Origin of the sequence: Bacillus sp. 007/AIA-02/001 (genome assembly GCF_004634455.1) — a bacterium.
In the GTDB taxonomy this organism is placed as follows: domain Bacteria; phylum Bacillota; class Bacilli; order Bacillales; family Bacillaceae_G; genus Bacillus_A; species Bacillus_A cereus.
Genome location: NZ_SEIY01000009.1, coordinates 120,770 through 138,563 on the forward strand (window position 1 = coordinate 120,770; position 17,794 = coordinate 138,563).

Consider the following 17,794-nt stretch of genomic DNA (forward strand, 5'->3'; position numbering starts at 1 on the left):
GGAATTAACGTGTTTCTTCCCTTTATCATCCCGCATTTGTATATTTTCCATTCTTTAAAGCGGGCGTAATAATATGTTTCAATGAACGATGTAATTTTGTTACGAGAATCGCCGCGATAATTGCTTTTATACAATCCCCTGGTAAAAACACAGCACTCACTTTCATTGTCTCCCATACAGAAACATCCATTAAAAACGCTTGTACAGTAATACCAAATACATAAACTACGAAAATACCACCAATTATATTAATACATAATACTTTTATAATAGAAACTTCACGTAAACGCTCAATTAAATAACCAATAACAAACGCTCCAATGATGTAACCAAGTAAATATCCTGCACTTGGCCCAACAAATACACCAAGGCCACCGCGTCCACCAGCAAGTAATGGTGCTCCAACTCCTACAATAAGTAAGAAAATAAGCTGACTTAATGCACCAAGGCGTGACCCTAACAATCCACCCGCAAGCATAACACCGAGTGATTGCAATGTAATCGGAACTGGTGTAATAGAAAGAGCAATCGGAGGTATTAACCCTAACACTCCCATAATAGAACTAAATAAAGCGACGAAAACTAATTTTTTTGTATGCATATTTTCTTCTCCTGTTTGTAAACTTAAAAGTGGTTTTAGATAACATATCACGAAAATTATATTATCTTTCCACCCTTCTTTTGTCAACTTTTATTTCATTTAAGTTTACAAATAAGAATTCACTTATTTCTCTCTATGCAAATGCTCCAGTTCTTTCCGAAGCGCCTGTTTTAAAAACTTCCCAACAGATGTTTTCGGTATTTCTTCCATAAAGACAATATCGTCTGGCAACCACCACTTCGCAAACTGTGGTTTTAAAAACTCATATATTTCTTCTTTTGTAACCGTACTATTTTTCTTTTGAACGACGCAGGCAATTGGTCGCTCTTGCCACTGAGGGTGAGGAACTGCAACGACAGCCGCTTCAAATATAGCATCATGTGCCATTAAAGCATTTTCAAGATCGACCGAAGAAATCCATTCTCCCCCGCTTTTAATAACATCCTTCGTACGGTCAACAATTTTCACGCAGCCTTCCTCATCAACCGTAACGACATCTCCTGTATATAACCAACCATCACGAAAACCTTCGACAGTACGATTATCGTTATAATAGCTTTCAGCGATCCATGGCGCTCGTAAACATAGTTCTCCCATCTCCGTACCATCCCACTTCACTTCACCATTTGTACCGACTACTTTCATCTCTACACCAGGGACAAGATACCCTTGTTTTGATCTAATTTCTAATTGCTCTTCATACGATAATTCTGTTTCATAACTTTTTAAACGTGCAAGTGTTACGAGTGGGCTCGTTTCAGTCATACCATATGCATGTATGAATGGAACATTATGTTTCTGTTCAAATGCTTTAATAACGCTTTTCGGCGCAGCTGCACCTCCGCATAGTATTCTCGTCATACTAGATAAATCGTAACTATTATTTTCTAACTCTTGTAATACGCCGAGCCAAATTGTCGGCACACCCGCAGCTAACGTCACTTTTTCTGATTGAATCATCTCTAATAAAATTTTCGGGGTAAACATCGGTCCAGGAAGAACTTGTTTTGATCCAAACCAAGTAGCCGCAAAAGGAAGTCCCCAAGCGTTCACATGAAACATCGGGACAATTGCCATTGCTGCGTCACTTTCCGATAAAGCAGCTGTATCAGCTAAACCGAGTGCTATACAATGCAATACAGTACTACGATGCGTATATACAACACCTTTTGGGTTTCCTGTAGTCGCTGACGTATAACACATACCAGCAGGTGTATTTTCATCAATATCTTTTACAAATTGGAAATTGGGATCGCCTTCTTCTAATAGCTTTTCATAATGATATACAGGCTCCAGCATAGTATTTGGAAGTTCATCTTTATCAGTCATAATAATGTAAGCTTGTACAGTTGATAATTGTGATTGAATATTTTCAACGAGCGGTACGAGATCTTCATCTATAAGTAGAATTCGGTCTTCTGCGTGCTGAATAATGTATGAAATATGTTGAAGAGATAAACGAATATTAATCGTGTGCAAAACAGAAGCAATACCTGGAATAGCAAAATACGCTTCTACATGTCGATGATGGTTCCACGCTAACGTTCCTACACGTTCACCTTCTTTAATTCCAAGCTTTTTCAACGCACTGGAAAGTCTTCTCGTCCTTTCCCCTAACTGCTTATACGTTAACGTTGTAACTGTATCATGTGTCCGTGAAACAATTTCTTTCTTCGAAAACAGTTTCTCTGCTCTTTCCATCATAGAACTAATTGTTAGCGGTACATTCATCATCATATTGGTTATATCCCCCTTTAAAGCGTTTTCATTTTTCGTTTATTATAACAGAATTACGCAAATGGTTACGACATTTTTCTGTTTTTTCTGAATTATTTCTTTGGAAATAATTCAGAACGATAAAAAACATGTTTTGAATACATTGATTCGAAACATGTTTTTTATCTTTTATAAACTATCTACCTTTTTTCTTACTTTCTTTTTCAGTTTAAAAATAAAACGATTACTGTATTCCTTATTTTCTACTAAAATTCGATATATCTCCCATACTCCTAACACACGAACAAAAAGATAAACTCCGATAGCAATAAGTACAACACAGTACGGATAATACTGAACTAATTCCCCTGAAGTGATATGCTTTTTCTCAAACAAAAACGGGATCGCGCCTGCTGCTATAAAACAAAATCCAACGATCATTACCGCAGCATACTTCTTCTTAATAATCACATATCTTTTTGTCAATTCTTTTAGAAAGTTTTGATCAAATAGTAGTTCTTCCTTTTTCAATACATTGTATCGACTCTCTTCTATCGTTACAGGTGCCATCATTGCTCCAATTCCAAGAACAGCAATGATAATGACAAGAAATGTCGACATTGTTGCATTTTCTTTAAATAATAGATACGGTATTGTAGACAAAATAAGCAAACTAAACCCTAACGCTATATATTTTGAAATCTTTTGTCCGTACACTATATACCCTTCTGCCATTTCCTGACTTACGTAATAGCCATCCACATTTTCATTACTTTGCTCTGCAGTTTCTTTTAATAAATAGTCGAGTGATACTTCAAAAACATTTCCAATCATTATTAACTTCTCAGTTTCAGGAAAACCTTGACCGTTTTCCCATTTACTAACCGCTTGCCTTGTTGTGTTTAATTTTTCAGCTAATGCTTCTTGAGAAAGGCCCTTTTCCTTTCTTAATTTAAAAAGCTTTTCACCAAATCCCATATGTGTGCCCCCCTTTGTTTTCTTACCTAAATTGTATGTAGACATTGCCCTTATCTCTATCTTCCCGGGGTTGCACTTTGTCAACTTACGGTTGCGATTGTGTTATTTAATGGTTTTATAGACGATTTAGCTATTTTCCTTCTATGATTATGGCGTTAATAAACCAAGACCCCTTAACAACCAATTATAACAATTAAAGGTAATTATTGTTATAAAAAATAAAAAAACTCCTTTATTCATTTAAAGGAGTTTTTTATATGAAATATTTCATTTATCCATATATCTTTCTCGAGATATACAATATCTTTTCGTGTCACGATACTTACCTTTAATGAACATATCCTTTTGAATCGTGCACTCGTACTCCATATTCAAACGTTTCATTAATTTTTCAGATGCTTCATTTTCTGAATCACATCCCGCTTCAATACTATTAAGATGCAACTCATGAAAACCATAGTAGAAAAAAGCTAATGCAGCCTCCGTAGCTAATCCTCTTCCCCAATATTTTCGAGATAAGGCGTATGCAATTTCTGCTGTATGTGTGACCAAATCATATTTTATAAATCCACACGTGCCTATAAGTTTCTTCTCCTCTTTTAATACAATTCCAAGAGGTGCTACTTGCCCTTCATTATATTGCCCCACAATTTCTTCTACATAGTTATATGTGTCACATAACGATCGATGAGCATCCCATACAGTAAAAGTTGTCATCTCTTTATCTGTAGCATACTCATATATATGTAAACTATCACTCATATTCATTTTCCTTAACATAAGTCGTTTCGTATACAAAGTTGGATATGACCACTTCTCAATAATCATAAAGGTTTCTGTTTAAACCTTTCATAATTCCTTACCTTTAATAAAAGGATATTCCCACAATCTGTACAAATATAAGCATCCACCGGTGAAGATGTGAACATCGTTTCCTTTTTCCGTATTTGTGCATATCCGACAAACTCACCTTCTCCTATATTTTGAGAACCACAATTAGAGCATGTCTGCACGTCTTTCTGTTTCATGAGAGCACCACCTTTAATCTGTTTCTACTCCCTTCGACAGTTCAATTCCATTTCCCTTCCAAAAAACTTCTTATTCTCCTACATTACAACAGGAATCTCAAAACAAAAATCGTATATATACTATGAAATATATTTATTAACGGAGGAATTTTATGACTACTGTTATGACACTCGATATAGCAACAGAAATTGAAAATGCAGAAATTGATATGCTCTCTTCTAGATTAGAGAGACTACAAACAATAAGCGGAAACCCCATGCAAGTGCAAATGAAAAAATTCGGTAGCGCCACTGCCTTTTCATCAAAAATAATTGCTGGTCCTGCTTTTAATACGGTAAAAGGTATTACAAATGCAGATGCGATTGATGCAATCATTTCTTATTATGAATCACTACAAATCCCTTGCCGTTTTGAAATTACACCAGCACAAGGCACAACTGAACTATTTCAATACTTATCTCAAAAAGGTTTTTACCAATCTAGCTTCCATACTGCTTTGTATAGTATACCGAGAGAGAGTTCATCACTTCTTCCTTCTAATATTACATTACGAAAACTGAAAGAAAATGAATTTGATATTTTTGCAGACATATATGTACGTGGATTTAATATGCCATCCTTTACAAAAGATGGTGTTCGCCAAAATAACGAAATTCTTTACAATGAACCAGGATGGCATTTTTTCATAGCAGAAATTCAAAATAGTCCTGCTGGTATTGGTGTCCTGTATATAAATAAAGGTGTCGCATCATTAGCTGCTTCTGCTACTTTACCAGAATTTCAGCGTAAAGGCTGTCACACTGCATTAATTCAAAGACGAATTAAGACAGCTATTGAATCCAATTGTACTTTAATAGTTGGACAAGCAAGGTTCGGTAGCGGCAGTCAAAATAATATGGAACGTGCCCATATGAAAATCGCTTATACAAAATCAATATGGACTGCAAAAGACATATAATTTACTTTCTTTCTCCTTCCGTTACATTTTTAAACATTTTATGACAATTCCTTTTCTATCCCGTTAATCATTTGAATATTCAAACTAAATTTGTTACGATATTACTAGATACATCATTCAACTTGCACTATGAAAAGAAAATTCTAATCAAACTACAAGGAGGAGAAATGTATGACTAAGCACGAACACGGTTTAAAAGAAAAAGTAGAAGGTGCCATCGATAAGGTAAAGGGCGAAGTAAAAGAAGTTGTCGGGAAAGTAACTGACAATAAGAAATTACAAGCTGAAGGAAAATGGGATAAGGTGAAAGGCACTGCTAAAGATACAGTTGGTAATGCGAAAGAAAAAGTACATGAATATAAGGAACATAAATAATAAAAAACACGTTGGATGAATTTTCATCTAACGTGTTTTTTATTTTACTTTATATACATAATGAACCAAATGACATATGATATATTTTTATTTCTCTATGCTCTTTGTAAGCGGTTCTTTAAAGGCATTTCTATTCCATACAACAAAAACAATAAGAGAAATAATAAAGAATGCAACAAGACATATACCCAGATAATCAAAATTAACTACTTGTATGAGATTCCAAAACGGGCCCTGTAAATTATAGCTTTCAATAAGCAAAGATAATAGTTGATATCCCCCTATTAAAAAAGCCGTAATAACAGATATTGAGGTAATTAATACATTATATGAATTTCTTATTCGACTATTTTCCATTGCCCACTTATAATTCGTATTCATGAATGTACTATCTAATGTATCCATTAATGACATTCCGGCAGCAAACAAAACGGGGAAAGCAAATATACTTACAAGTGGAATAGATTGACTTGTTGCAGTTACTGTAGAAAGAGCAATTAATCCAATTTCACTCGCTGTATCAAAACCAAGTCCAAATAAAAAACCGATTATATACAATTGCTTCTGACTATCAATAAACGTAAATAAGCGCTGTGTGAAACGATATATAAACCCTAAATTTTCTGGCTGTTTGTCCTCGTGGCTTCTCAACACTTTAATAAGGTACAACAGATTGGTAAGACCAATAATGATAAGGAATGTACTAGAAACGATTGTACCGATAATACCGCCTATAGTTGAAAAGCTCTCCATTCCATGTTTTGCCGTTTTTCCAATTAAAGCAATTAATACAATCATCGCAAATACTACCGTAGAGTGTCCTAATGAGAAGTAAAATCCCACCCCCTGTGAGTTTTTACCTTTTTCAATTAATTTCCGAACAGTATTATCAATTGCGACAATATGATCACTATCAAACGCATGACGCAACCCTAAAGAATATGCAATAATAGCCATTCCGATTATGCTATTACCTTTATATAGCGCCGTTAATAATAATAAAATTCCAAGCACATGAAGAAATATAATAATAACAAAAAAGTTGGTTGCCTTTTTCAGTTCACTTTTCCACATAGTTACTAACCCTTTCTACTTTAAATTGAATACTCTTGAAAAAGAAAAGTGCCATAATAAAAACTAAAATCGTTATAATAGTCGCTAAAATAATTACAAAATTATTTAACACGTCGGTATGATTTGTAAGTGTTAACAGAGCTGGTACTGTTGCAGTAATCCAAGATTCAATGAAGCAAACAATACCTACATAAATATGAATCTTCTTTTTCAATCCATCTTGTAGGAAAAATAAAAACCAAAGGAATGCCCAAAAGAACCAAATTATTGTACTTTGCAAACTACCACTCTCATGTAATTGATTCACAATTCCCATAACCGTTGCAATGATAGCAACCCAAAGAGAATAGTAACCTACACCTGAAGAATCAAGTTTTAATATATTCGTAAGACCAACATATAAATAAGTAAAACCAAATAAAAAAATAGTTCCATTAGATAGGATAGTCCACTCATCGGATTGACTTCCTGTAAATAATAAATATAATGGTGTCAAAGTTTGTAATGCCCCTACAAATAAATTAAAGTATCCTACACTTTTGCTATCAATAAGTTTAAAAGCTGCTAGTGAATTCATAAATAGAACTGCACCGACAAACAATAATCCCACATTAGTCATAGTATCCCCTTCTCCTACTTAATATTTTCGATAGGATGTTAATTCTTCATGTAGACAATTCTCTCTAACAAAACGATGACACTGAAAAAATATAGACTCCATATCCTCAGTATTATGACTAAGTATGCGAATGACAAAGCCTTTACATGGTATAGAAGATATTCCAATTTTCATATTGTTAGTGTTAGAAAGTGATGTTTTCAATGTTGCAATTAAATCATTTGTAATGTTCTCATTAATAACTATGAAAGTACCATAATGGGAATATTGATTTAATATTCCCATTTGATCTAACGACTCTTTGAAAGGGTTTAGCAATAAATGATCGTATACTACAAGTTTATTTTCCATATATATTTTTGTTAACGAATCAAAATATTGGTATGTGAACTTCTCCATATTTGGCGACCAACCAGGCGTAACTGAATCGCATAAAATCAATGTAGAATTATTTTGCATATATATATTTGTTTTTTGCTTATATGCTGCATCCTTGTACATAATTAACGGGTCTGGTAAATACTCCATAACAGCATTCTCACCAATATAAAAATTCAATTCTTGCAAAGCATAACTATTTGGAGTCTTGTAAACTTTCGTTGCTGATTGGCTTGTTATATATGTTTTCGCATCTTTACCAACATTTATATTTATAGAATAGAAATCTCCTTTTAAATAGCCTCCACCAGAATTCATAATATAGTAATATGCTCTACCATACTCATCCAAATATATTGGCTGCGTTACTTTTAAGGCATCTTTATGATAAACCTTAATAGGTACGGTTTTATGTCTCTTTTCCATCATATCAATGTTTAAGACACCTGTAGGGGATTTCATTTTTTCAGTCCTTCTAACATAATGTTCTGTCTCATCCAATTTATTAATTCTTGTAAACCTTCCTCATCCTTCAAATTTGTAAAAAAGTATGGTTTATTATGTCGGTAATTTTTCGTATCCTGCTCCATAACTCCAAGATTAGCTCCTACATAAGGTGCCAAATCCGTTTTATTAATTACAAATACATCAGATTTGATCATTCCTTGTCCACCTTTACGCGGAATCTTTTCTCCCTGTGCCACATCAATAATATAAATTGAAAAATCCACTAGCTCCGGACTAAATGTGGCAGCTAAATTATCACCCCCGCTTTCAATAAAAATAATATCTAAATTATTATGTCTAATCATGAGTTCTTCAATTGCTTCAAAATTCATAGAAGCGTCCTCTCGAATTGCTGTATGCGGGCACCCCCCTGTCTCTACACCAATAATTCTATCTTCTGATAAAACACCTGTTTTCAATAAAATCTTTGCATCTTCTTTCGTATAAATATCGTTTGTAATTGCTGCAATTTCATAATCTGTATTTAGATGTTTTGTTAACTTTTCAACTAACATGGTTTTCCCAGCACCTACGGGGCCACCGATACCAATTTTAATAGGCTTTATCATTTTATTCTTCCTCCCTATGACATGAAGACCCTTACATTTACATCTTCATGTTGCATTTGATTTATTTCGAATTCAGGATCATTCAATCCAAAATCTTCTAATGAAAGTATTTGAATTCTATCAATAGATTCGCAGATTAATTCATGGCATTCTTGTAATAGTTTTTGACCATCTGTTTGTCCAAGAGGAATGGCTCTCACACCGTTTTGAATTATACTTCCAACACTTGAGTATAAGAAAACTAAGAGCGTTTCTTCTATTGTCATTTTCAATTCCGCCCCTAATATTCCGTATACAATACTCGGATGACCTTGTAATTTATTACCCATAATATTTTCTTTATATATATTTAAATTTACAAACGAGAACAATTCACACAATAATTTAGAAGTACTTTTACTAATCATTCTATTTGCTTTTCTACATTCAAAAGGCAATGTTTGTGCTGTTATTAAATCATCTAAAAATGTAATTTGTTCTCCCTCATTATTCTTAATGGCTTCGTAAGTATATTTGCAAATTAAGCCGTCCGTGTATGTTAATTGGACTTTTACATATCGATTAACCCATTTGAAAAACCCGTCTTTATTTGTAACTTGTCCCTCTTGAATAAATGTTTCTAATCCAAAAGAGTGACTAAAACTTCCTGTTGGGAAGTTCGAATCACTAATTTGGAGTAGGTTAAGTAGGTTAAATATGTTTGTGCGAAGCATGCTTGAACGGTTTTGGTAATACTCTATTTTCCTTTTGATAAGGAACACCTTCCTTTTTAAGTAAATCTTCTACTAAGTAGTCGTTCGCCAAAATCATGCACCCTTCATCGAATTGTGCTGGTAAATGTCTATTCCCTAAGTTATGAGCAATAATCCCCATTTCTTTTATTGATTTTGGAGTAATTACAATTACCTCTTCTGGTAATACTTCAATATACACAATTCGATTTTCATCTTCATATAAAATATCACCGTTCTTTAATGTTTCTCCACTATCTAAAGACACCCCAATTTCAAAACCAGATTCTGAATATAATTTCTGAACTCTCTTCAGTAAAAGCTCACTAGAAATTAATATCTTATCAAGATGCTTTTTTGTGTTTGAGAAATCATTCATATTGCATACGTTGTTATTAATTTTTTCAATAATCATTTTATCTCCCCCGTTATATCAAAATAAAAAATATCTTTGAGCCATAGGTAGTACATCTACTGCTTCACACGTGATTACTTGTCCATCAACTTTAACTTCATATGTCTGCGGATCTACTTCAATTTCTGGTGTTGCATTATTTAGCTTCATATCTTGCTTCGAAATCTCTCTCGTATTTTTAACAGGTAATACAACTTTATTTAAACCTAATTTTTCTTTAATATTATTCTCATAAGCTACTTTCGATACAAATGTAATCGAACTTGACTGTACTGCTTTTCCATATGCACCAAACATCTTTTTTTCATAATATGGTTGTGGGGTAGGAATTGAAGCATTCTCGTCTCCCATTAATGCCATCACTACCATTCCGTTTTTCAAAACCATATCTGGCTTAACACCGAAAAATTGTGGATCCCATATTACAAGGTCTGCATACTTTCCTATTTCAATAGAGCCCACGTATTCTGAAATCCCATGTGTAATAGCTGGATTAATTGTATACTTAGCTATATAACGTTGAATTCTATTATTATCGTTATATTCTTTATCTCCCTCTAAACTACCAATCTGCTTTTTCATTTTATCGGCGGTTTTCCCATTTCGAATAATAAACTCTCCCACCCCTCCCCTCCCCCGTGGGTCAGAGCTAATCATGCTGAAAACCCCTAAATCTTGCAAAATATCCTCTGCCGCGATTGTTTCTTTTCGAATCCTTGAATCTGCAAACATTACATCTTCTGGAATATTCGCTTTTAAATGATGACATACCATGAGCATATCTAAATGTTCATCCAGCGTATTCACTGTATATGGCAAGGTCGGGTTCGTTGATGATGGTAAAATATTATTCAGCGCAGCAATCTTTATAATATCTGGTGCATGCCCACCTCCAGCTCCTTCAGTGTGGTACGTATGAATAACACGATTATCAATAGCTTTTATCGTTTCTTCCACAAAACCACATTCGTTTAACGTATCCGTATGAATAGCGACTTGAATATCATATTTATCAGCAATCTGTAACGAGTGATTAATTGCTGACGAAGTTGCTCCCCAATCTTCATGGATTTTCAATCCGATAGCCCCTGCAAATATTTGTTCTTCCAGGGCAGGTAAACTTGAACTATTTCCTTTCCCTAAAAATCCAAGATTTATAGGAAAAGCTTCTGCTGCTTCTAGCATTTTCCTTAAATTCCAAGATCCAGGTGTTATTGTAGTTGCCTTAGTCCCTTCTGCCGGTCCTGTTCCCCCACCAATTAAAGTTGTTATACCTGAAGCCAATGCCGTATCAATTTGTTGTGGGGATATGAAATGCACATGTGTATCAATACCTCCAGCTGTAACGATTTTCCGCTCACCAGAAATTACTTCCGTTGATGTTCCAATGATGATATCAATATTATCCATAACTGAAGGATTACCACTCTTACCAATTGCTGAAATCTTCCCATCTTTTATACCAATATCCGCTTTATATACTCCCGTATAATCAATAATAATTGCATTCGTAATAACAACATCCACAACCCCCTGTTCTCTTGTAAGTTGTGAATTTTGTCCCATACCATCCCTAATTGATTTTCCTCCACCAAAGACAGCTTCATCACCATATACAGTGGCATTTCGATCAACATGTGCGAATAATTGTGTATCCGCTAAACGAATAGAATCTCCTGTAGTTGGACCATATAAATCAGCATATTGTTTACGTGACATCTTAAAACTCATGCTATCTCCCTCTTTTTGTGTAAGATTGAATATCGCCATCCACTTTATTTTTAAATCCATATACTTCTTGTTCCCCTGAATATGGAACTAGTTCAATCGTTTTTTCATCTCCAGGCTCAAATCTTACCGCTGTACCTGCTGGAATATTTAAATGTTGTCCAATTGCTACACTGCGATTGAATTTTAACGCCTCATTCACTTCATAAAAGTGGTAATGAGATCCAATTTGAATGGGTCTATCTCCCTGATTTATCACTTTGACTTTCATTGCTTTTTTATTTCCATTACATACTATGTCTTCTTTCGCAAGGATATATTGCCCTGGAATCATAACATTCACTTCCTTTAATGAATTGGCTGATGAATAGTTACTAATTTTGTTCCATCAGGAAAAGTTGCCTCAACTTGAATATCTGATATCATGTCTGCAATACCATCCATAACATCTTCAGCACTTAAAATGGTTTTTCCAAGTTCCATTAATTCCGCTACATTTTTACCATCTCTTGCTCCTTCCAAAATTTCATACGTAATAATAGCGATACTTTCTGGATAGTTTAACTTAAGCCCCCTCTCCTTTCGTCGATAAGCTAAATCAGCCGCAACAACTACTAGCAGTTTATCAATTTCTCTTGGCGTTAATCTCATTACAATCTTCCTTTCTGAAGTATTTTAAAACTAAGAATATTCTAAAAATAAAAGGTGTATTTTCAATGTCTTTTCCGTGTTTTCCCTATGTTTTTTTGCTATCAATCAAATAAAAAAAGAGCCCATCGGCTCTTTTTTTATTTTCCTTCATTCTTCTCTAACACGTATAAATCTTCTTCGATATTCGTTAATTTCTCACTTACAAGCTTTCTTGCATCTCCAATTGCTTGATTGTATGCAAATGGTCCAACTAATTTAACCATTTCTTCTATTAAACGCTCTGCTTGGAAACGTCCAATTTCATCTAAATCTTCTTCAACGAAAAATTGCTGAATTTGCGCTACAAGTTCTTCTTTTTTATCATTTGGTATTTTTATATTCATCATCGTTGTTACTCCTCTATATTTAAGATAATATCTTCCTTAACTCTACCATAGAAAAACGATTACCAGGACAGCTTTTTGTAACTCCTTCTAACTCCCTATGACCTAGTATATTTTCTTTCTTTATAGCAAATTGCTTCATAAACATTTTGCATAAAGAATATAATGCATTCACTTGTGCAGGAGTTGGATCGTATTTATCGAAATTTCCCGTCATACATATTCCAATTGTATGGCGGTTATGGTCTTTCGCGTGCGCTCCAATATGTAAACCTCGCCCTTCCACTACAGTTCCGTCCTTTTCGATAAAATAGTTGTAACCAATCCCGCTCCACCCTCTTACAGTTTGATGAAATTCATGCGTTTTATACACGTCCCATCCATCTTCAGCTGTATGGTGGATAATCAGTTGATTTACTTTTTCTAAAGGAACTAATTCATCTTGAAATGTTAGATTGACATATTTAATTTCCATTTGAACTGCCTCCTCTTAAAAATCAATCATAATAATCGTTTTATCATCTGGCCTTATTCTCTTTTCCGCTTCTAGCTCTTCAATGATTGCTACATATTCATTTATACTATTCTTTCTTATATATGCAACAGTTTGTTCTAATGACCAATCTGGGTGAAATAACCCGTCTGAACAAATAAAAATTCCACTCACTTCATCTGTATGTAATTCACCATGTTGTAAATAATGTATCGCTTCTTTCATTCCATTTGCAACTGAGTAACCATTTGGCATATTTGCAAGATAACGATTGTACTTTAATTGTTCTCGAACATCTTGAAAAACAGGTTCTTCCGGCACAGATAAACCTTTCTTACGATCTTCTTCCCTCTTCCTTTTTGCTCGTTTACTAATTCCTTCAACTGTGTCTTTCGTTAATACTTGCATCGTTCCATTTTGAAAAGTTGCGACAATCATACAGTCCCCAAGCTGCGCATATTCAATTTTCTCACCAACTATTTGAACTGCCGCGATACATGTGCACCACAAATGCTCTTTTTTTCTCGTGTCTACTTCATATTCTAACATTTTGCTTTGTAATGCTTCATTTGCTTTGGCAACTGCAAATTGTAAACTATGATTCTCTCGTAATGCAGTAAAATAATTTGCAAATAAATGCGAAGCGATGTATGCTCCATTATGTCCATTTTCATCACGAAACGGGACAAGTGGTGTTGCACCGTCACATACACCATAAATCTTTTTATCTTTATTACAAAAATAAGAATCCTCACATTCTTGCTTCAACGGGCTTTTCTGTTGATATGTTTTTATCTTCACAACTGTATCCCCTTTCAAATGATAAAATACTCAAATTCTTTCGATTAATCTAATTTACCAAAATAAACTGTTTTTACCCAAAACTTTCAATATCATATATAATCTTGAAATAATATGAATTTTTCAGTGAAGGACGGGAAAGAAATGGTCAGATTCCTTGGTGTTATTATCGGTTCTATTATTATTGCGGTTGCCTTTAATCTTTTCCTTATCCCCCACAAAATTTTAAGTAGTGGAATTGGCGGAATTGCTATTATTTTAGGGATTGTAACCCCTGTAAACACAGGCATTATTAACTTTGTATTAAACTTACCTATCCTTATTTTAGGGTACATAGGCCTTGGAAAAAAAGTAATTTTTAACACAGTTGTCTCTGTAGTTGTATTATCTGTTGCATTATACTACGTTCCAGTAAAAGTCGTAGCAACAGATCCATTGTTATCTTCTATCTTCGGAGGTGTCATCGCCGGAGCTGGTATTGGTCTTGTTTTTAACTGTAATGGATCCACTGGTGGATTTGATATTATCGGTATGCTTTTATCCCGCAAGCGAGACATTAAACTTGGCGGATTCCTTATTATTTTAAATGCAGTCGTTGTAATAATCGCAGGATTCTTCTTCACCTGGGATGTTGCACTTACAAGCTTACTTTCAATTTATGTAACTGGTAAAGTAATTGATGCTGTTCATACAAAACATCGTAAAGTTACACTTATGATTGTAACAAATGAAGCAGAAAAAATGAAAAAACAGCTTCTTTCAACTGTTGTACGTGGAATAACGTTACTTGATGGCGAAGGCGCTTATTCAAGCGAGAAAAAGCGTGTACTTATGACGGTCGTTTCTCGTGAAGAATTAGCAAGTATGAAACTTACAATTTCTGAAATTGACCCGAATGCATTCGTTAATATTACAGAAACTGTAGAAGTGTTAGGACTTTTCAGAAGAAGTTAAAGACTAGGTGGGAATACACCTAGTCTTTATTTTGCATAAATTCAATTCTGTTTCCAAACGGGTCTGATACGTAAAATCGAATTACATCTGGCCGTGCATAATCATCAATCACTTTTACACCTTGCTCTATAAGTGTTTGCTTAAATTCATTAATTTCATTCACATAAAAAGCTGGATGAGCCTTTTTAGCTGGTGTAAAGTTCCGCTCGACACCAATATGGATTTCTTGATTTCCACATTTAAACCAACATCCACCTCGTTTTTTCAACTCTTCTGGCTTTGGAATTTCTACCATACCAATTTTATTCCCATAAAAATCACGCGCCTCTTCTTCACACTCTACAGGTGCAGCTACTTGCACGTGATCAATCCCTTGAATATAATTTTTCATTTTCTCTCCCCCTCCTCTACCCTAATGTTATACGGAAAACAGCCGTCTGTAACTTACAAAAGGGTTATAAAACAATATAAGCTCCCCTTATTACCATCCTGCATTCACTTTGCAAAAAAAATAAAAAAACAAAATTTATTCTATAACTTCCATTTTTTATAGAAATACACATCACATCTATATTATAGTTATGAATAGACAAATCTTTTTAGATGCTATTTGTACGGAGGAACTATTATGAGTCGTAAAAAATATTCACCAACTCAAAAAAAACGTCATCCGAACATTTCTAGACGTTTGCGAAACCATATACAAGATCGTTCATTAACAGAAATGTACGCATCTCTGTTCGAACATAATCCTGATAGTATTATTTCATTAAACTTAGAAGGAGTTATTCTACATATAAATCCTTCTGCCGAAAGAATATTAGGTTACACTTCTTTAGAATTAGAACAGAAAAATATTACCTCTATTTTAGGAGCCCATATTTCTGAGCAAGTATTACAAAATATAAAGAATACTGAAGCGGATAATCAACAAGAGTATATCTTATCTATTTATCATAAAAATGGATTCTTATTAGATGTTGTGACAAAACTAGTTCCTATCTTTGTTCAAAATCGTCTTACTGGTGTATACGCTATTATGAAGCCACTTGAAAAATCAGAAAGAATTGAGAATATGCTAAAAGAAAGTGAGAAGAGATTACGTACATTAGTAAACTCCATGCCTGCGTTTGTTATATTTAAAGATCATGAAGGGCGCTGGCTTGAGGCAAATGACTACGCACTTTCTTGCTTCAACTTCCATCATGTACCTTACCACGGGAAAAAAGATAGCGAACTCATTCAATATAATGAAGCATACCGAGAAGCTTTTTTACATTGTGAAGAAGTCGATGAACTAGCATGGCAACAAAGACAAATTCTTCATGGCGAGGAATTTATTATACATAGAGATGATTTCGATTTAATCTTAAGTATATCAAAAGTTCCGCTTTATCATCCTGATGGTTCTCGCAAAGGTCTTATCGTGATGGGGAGAGATGTTACTGAGCTAAAAGAAACTGAAAAGTTACTACGAAAATCTGAGAAGCTCGCAGTAGTCGGACAACTGACAGCTGGAATTGCCCATGAAATTCGGAATCCACTCACTTCCCTAAAGGGTTTTCTAACATTGCTCCTCCCTGAAATAAATGAGGAGCAAAAATGGTATATCGATGTTATGTTAAGTGAGATTTCACAAATGGAATCCATCACGAGTCAATTTATGGCGATGTCTAAGCCACAAGTATTATCTATCCAAACTTGTAACATACAAACTTTAATTGAAGAGGTAGTTACATTTATTTTACCGACTGCAATTATGCATAGCGTTCATATCATCATGGATCATTTTGATTACGTATATGATATTCAATGTGACGGTAACCAATTAAAACAAGTTTTTATAAACATATTAAAAAATGCGATAGAAGCGATGCCAAATGGCGGAAATATTTTCATCCAAACAAAACCATTAGAGGATAATTTCATCTTAATACGAATTATCGATGAAGGTTGTGGCATTCCAGAAGATCGTATCTCCCGTCTAGGCGAACCTTTTTATAGTTTAAAAGAAAAAGGCACAGGACTAGGATTAATGATGTGTTACAAAATAATTGAAGAACATCATGGTAAATTACACATTTCAAGCGAATTAAATAAAGGTACAATTGTTGATATTGAGCTACCACTTTCTTCATCTCATCTTGCAATCCAGTCTTAAATAAAAAAGAAGCATCTGCTAATCGTTAGCAGATGCTTCTTTTTTAAAATACTTTGTCATACCACTCTTTTGCTTTTTCTACTTCACCCATCGTTAATTGATGCCCTCGATTTTCCCAATGCATTGTTACATTCGCGTTTGCATTTTCTAATAGTATCTTCAATTCCTCTGACTCTGCTGATGAACAAATTGGATCATTTGTCCCAGCAGCAATAAATACAGATTTCCCTGCTAAATTTGCTAATTGCATTCCTCTTCTTGGTACCATTGGGTGATGAAGTACAGCACCTTTCAATGCATTTTCGTAATGGAATAATAAGCTTGCTGCGATATTTGCCCCATTCGAATAACCGATAGCTACAATGTTATTTCTATCGAATTTATATTCTTTAGCCGCTTCATCTAAAAATTCATTTAATTCCTTCGTACGGAAAATTAAATCCTCTTCATCAAAAATGCCCTCTGCTAATCGGCGGAAGAAACGCGGCATCCCATTCTCTAACACATTTCCCCTAACGCTTAATACCGACGCTTCCGGATCAACTATTTCTGCAAGTGGTAGTAAATCTAATTCATTACCACCTGTACCATGAAGTAATAACAACACTGGTTTTGACGTATCTTTTCCTTTTTGAAAAACATGTTTCATCATAATCCTGTTCCCCCTTCAATC

General features: G+C 34.3%; 23 protein-coding genes. 4 read left to right on the top strand and 19 right to left on the bottom strand.

Translation table 11 applies throughout. From position 1 onward, the window contains the following. Positions 1-25 precede the first annotated feature (25 nt). The 5 genes from ES895_RS18160 to ES895_RS18185 all read right to left on the bottom strand — a co-directional run bounded on the left by ES895_RS18160 (position 26) and on the right by ES895_RS18185 (position 4,323). On the bottom strand, positions 26-601 hold the full coding sequence (locus tag ES895_RS18160) for a biotin transporter BioY (RefSeq protein ID WP_000556954.1): 576 nt from the start codon (positions 599-601) through the stop codon (positions 26-28). Positions 602-724: 123 nt separating this feature from the next. Further along, positions 725-2,338, bottom strand: coding sequence for a long-chain fatty acid--CoA ligase (locus ES895_RS18165; RefSeq protein ID WP_135238545.1), 1,614 nt, complete (start codon positions 2,336-2,338; stop codon positions 725-727). 168 nt (positions 2,339-2,506) lie between these two features. Beyond that, positions 2,507-3,295 carry a helix-turn-helix domain-containing protein gene (locus tag ES895_RS18170; RefSeq protein WP_000505614.1) on the bottom strand — a complete coding sequence of 263 codons (789 nt, stop codon included), beginning with the start codon at positions 3,293-3,295 and terminating at the stop codon, positions 2,507-2,509. Between the two features lie 267 nt (positions 3,296-3,562). Next, complete coding sequence (locus ES895_RS18180) at positions 3,563-4,123, bottom strand: GNAT family N-acetyltransferase (RefSeq protein ID WP_000582844.1); 561 nt, start codon at positions 4,121-4,123, stop codon at positions 3,563-3,565. Then, entirely contained in the window at positions 4,120-4,323 is a 204-nt protein-coding gene (locus tag ES895_RS18185) for a hypothetical protein (RefSeq protein ID WP_000810210.1), read from the bottom strand. Before ES895_RS18185 ends, ES895_RS18180 begins: the two co-directional genes overlap by 4 nt. A gap of 152 nt (positions 4,324-4,475) precedes the next feature. Between ES895_RS18185 and ES895_RS18190 the strand changes: the two genes are divergently transcribed. Further along, positions 4,476-5,282, top strand: coding sequence for a GNAT family N-acetyltransferase (locus tag ES895_RS18190; RefSeq protein WP_097814153.1), 807 nt, complete (start codon positions 4,476-4,478; stop codon positions 5,280-5,282). 171 nt (positions 5,283-5,453) lie between these two features. After that, entirely contained in the window at positions 5,454-5,657 is a 204-nt protein-coding gene (locus tag ES895_RS18195; RefSeq protein WP_087967701.1) for a CsbD family protein, read from the top strand. An 87-nt stretch (positions 5,658-5,744) separates the two neighbouring features. On the opposite strand, the gene ES895_RS18200 is transcribed toward ES895_RS18195, so the two are convergent. The 12 genes from ES895_RS18200 to ES895_RS18255 all read right to left on the bottom strand — a co-directional run bounded on the left by ES895_RS18200 (position 5,745) and on the right by ES895_RS18255 (position 14,024). Beyond that, positions 5,745-6,731: a HoxN/HupN/NixA family nickel/cobalt transporter gene (locus tag ES895_RS18200; protein WP_135238546.1), complete on the bottom strand. Its 987-nt coding sequence runs from the start codon at positions 6,729-6,731 to the stop codon at positions 5,745-5,747. Further along, positions 6,718-7,350 carry an AmiS/UreI family transporter gene (locus ES895_RS18205; RefSeq protein ID WP_000185993.1) on the bottom strand — a complete coding sequence of 211 codons (633 nt, stop codon included), beginning with the start codon at positions 7,348-7,350 and terminating at the stop codon, positions 6,718-6,720. The genes ES895_RS18200 and ES895_RS18205 overlap by 14 nt, the downstream gene beginning before the upstream one ends. An 18-nt stretch (positions 7,351-7,368) precedes the next feature. Continuing rightward, positions 7,369-8,190, bottom strand: a complete 822-nt coding sequence (locus tag ES895_RS18210) for an urease accessory protein UreD (protein WP_135238547.1) — start codon at positions 8,188-8,190, stop codon at positions 7,369-7,371. Beyond that, positions 8,187-8,804 (bottom strand): urease accessory protein UreG, encoded by a 618-nt coding sequence (gene ureG / locus ES895_RS18215; protein ID WP_000594928.1) that lies wholly within the window; start codon positions 8,802-8,804, stop codon positions 8,187-8,189. Before ureG ends, ES895_RS18210 begins: the two co-directional genes overlap by 4 nt. A gap of 14 nt (positions 8,805-8,818) precedes the next feature. Beyond that, positions 8,819-9,517, bottom strand: coding sequence for an urease accessory protein UreF (locus ES895_RS18220; RefSeq protein WP_000946573.1), 699 nt, complete (start codon positions 9,515-9,517; stop codon positions 8,819-8,821). Then, positions 9,495-9,950 carry an urease accessory protein UreE gene (locus ES895_RS18225; protein ID WP_000582805.1) on the bottom strand — a complete coding sequence of 152 codons (456 nt, stop codon included), beginning with the start codon at positions 9,948-9,950 and terminating at the stop codon, positions 9,495-9,497. The genes ES895_RS18220 and ES895_RS18225 overlap by 23 nt, the downstream gene beginning before the upstream one ends. A gap of 18 nt (positions 9,951-9,968) precedes the next feature. Beyond that, a complete protein-coding gene (gene ureC, locus ES895_RS18230) occupies positions 9,969-11,681 on the bottom strand; it encodes an urease subunit alpha (RefSeq protein WP_135238548.1) in 1,713 nt (570 codons plus the stop codon). A gap of 1 nt (position 11,682) precedes the next feature. Beyond that, the gene (locus tag ES895_RS18235; protein ID WP_000612160.1) at positions 11,683-12,012 is read right to left on the bottom strand and encodes an urease subunit beta; all 330 of its coding nucleotides are present in this window, start codon (positions 12,010-12,012) and stop codon (positions 11,683-11,685) included. A gap of 14 nt (positions 12,013-12,026) precedes the next feature. Beyond that, entirely contained in the window at positions 12,027-12,329 is a 303-nt protein-coding gene (locus ES895_RS18240; protein ID WP_001241328.1) for an urease subunit gamma, read from the bottom strand. A 137-nt stretch (positions 12,330-12,466) separates the two neighbouring features. Continuing rightward, a complete protein-coding gene (locus ES895_RS18245; RefSeq protein WP_000981075.1) occupies positions 12,467-12,715 on the bottom strand; it encodes a DUF2164 domain-containing protein in 249 nt (82 codons plus the stop codon). Positions 12,716-12,734: 19 nt separating this feature from the next. After that, a complete protein-coding gene (locus ES895_RS18250; protein WP_000404192.1) occupies positions 12,735-13,187 on the bottom strand; it encodes a peptidoglycan recognition protein family protein in 453 nt (150 codons plus the stop codon). A gap of 15 nt (positions 13,188-13,202) precedes the next feature. Further along, positions 13,203-14,024: a protein phosphatase 2C domain-containing protein gene (locus ES895_RS18255; protein ID WP_002062026.1), complete on the bottom strand. Its 822-nt coding sequence runs from the start codon at positions 14,022-14,024 to the stop codon at positions 13,203-13,205. A gap of 126 nt (positions 14,025-14,150) precedes the next feature. On the opposite strand from ES895_RS18255, the gene ES895_RS18260 reads away from it, so the two are divergent. Continuing rightward, positions 14,151-14,960 (top strand): YitT family protein, encoded by an 810-nt coding sequence (locus tag ES895_RS18260; RefSeq protein ID WP_000251344.1) that lies wholly within the window; start codon positions 14,151-14,153, stop codon positions 14,958-14,960. 19 nt (positions 14,961-14,979) lie between these two features. Here ES895_RS18260 and ES895_RS18265 read toward each other — a convergent pair whose 3' ends face one another. After that, entirely contained in the window at positions 14,980-15,351 is a 372-nt protein-coding gene (locus tag ES895_RS18265; RefSeq protein WP_000800767.1) for a VOC family protein, read from the bottom strand. A gap of 237 nt (positions 15,352-15,588) precedes the next feature. Here ES895_RS18265 and ES895_RS18275 point away from each other — a divergent pair, with 237 nt between their 5' ends. Further along, entirely contained in the window at positions 15,589-17,121 is a 1,533-nt protein-coding gene (locus ES895_RS18275; RefSeq protein WP_000087658.1) for a BA3702 family sensor histidine kinase, read from the top strand. Between the two features lie 43 nt (positions 17,122-17,164). On the opposite strand, the gene ES895_RS18280 is transcribed toward ES895_RS18275, so the two are convergent. Next, complete coding sequence (locus ES895_RS18280; RefSeq protein WP_000975485.1) at positions 17,165-17,773, bottom strand: alpha/beta hydrolase; 609 nt, start codon at positions 17,771-17,773, stop codon at positions 17,165-17,167. Between the last annotated feature and the right edge of the window lie 21 nt (positions 17,774-17,794).